This window comes from Vibrio sp. YT-18, from assembly GCF_033337345.1.
Taxonomy (GTDB): Bacteria; Pseudomonadota; Gammaproteobacteria; order Enterobacterales; family Vibrionaceae; genus Vibrio; species Vibrio alginolyticus.
On the sequence record NZ_JAWOQO010000217.1, the window covers coordinates 1 to 1,110 of the forward strand.

The 1,110-nt window shown below is 47.0% G+C and carries 1 protein-coding gene; it reads left to right on the top strand.

Annotation, left to right across the window (positions count from 1 at the left end):
- A partial coding sequence (locus R7M72_RS25535) for a TatD family hydrolase (RefSeq protein WP_318056516.1) occupies window positions 1-749 on the top strand: 749 nt, incomplete at its 5' end.
- Window positions 750-1,110 lie beyond the last annotated feature (361 nt).

Here is a 1,110-nt window from a genome sequence, read left to right on the forward strand (position 1 = left end):
ACGCGCACATATACGCGAGCGAATTTGATAACGACCGCGATGAAGTGGTTGAGCGCGCCTTAACTCAAGGCATCACTAAAATTTTGCTGCCGAATATCGATCTGGACTCGATTGAACCGATGCTGCAGACCGAAGCAGCGTATCCGGAAGTGTGCCACTCAATGATGGGTTTGCACCCATGTTACGTTGATAGCAACGTTGATCAAACGCTAGAAATCATCCGAGGCTGGTTCGAAAAACACAACTTTATCGCCGTGGGCGAAATCGGCATCGACCTGTATTGGGATAAAACCCACCAAGCAGAGCAAGAGATGGCTTTCGTAACCCAACTCAATTGGGCAAAAGAGATGGATTTACCTGTGGTGATCCACACCCGCGATTCCATCGAAGAAACGCTGACTCTGCTTCGTCAAGAGCAAGACGGTCGCCTGCGTGGCGTGTTCCATTGTTTTGGTGGCAGCTTAGAAGAGGCACGAGCAATTAACGAGTTGGGCTTCCACCTTGGTTTAGGCGGTGTATCGACGTTTAAAAACGGCGGCATGGACCAAGTCATCCCACACTTAGACATGCAATGGGTCATCTTAGAAACAGACTGCCCATATTTGGCGCCAGTGCCGCATCGCGGTAAACGCAATGAACCTGCTTACACGTCGCTCGTCGCGCAGCGAGTGGCAGACTTGCGTGGTGAAGAGGTCGCCATCATAGATGCTATCACCACGGAAAATGCAAAAAACTTATTCAAGATTTAAGCAAGACAACAAACGCAACAAGCGGCCACACTAGGTCGCTTTTTTATTGCCTAAATGGTTGGGTGAACAGACCAAACCTGAAACGACTCAACCAGCAATACTGTAGTGTTGATAGACATAACTATTAACTTGTAACCCTACTCACTTCGCATCATGCGTATTCCATCAGTACGCTTCTTGTGACTGTCGACAACTCGACACATTCTTTTCTTATACTGCTATTCGCCTACGTCTTAGCACAGGTGTAAAACAACATGAATACGGATATTGAAATGTGTACACATGGTGCTTACTTGCAACGCGTACCACGCAACTTTTTTCAAAAGCTGCTAGGCATCAAAGAAGTTTATGTTTGTACTAA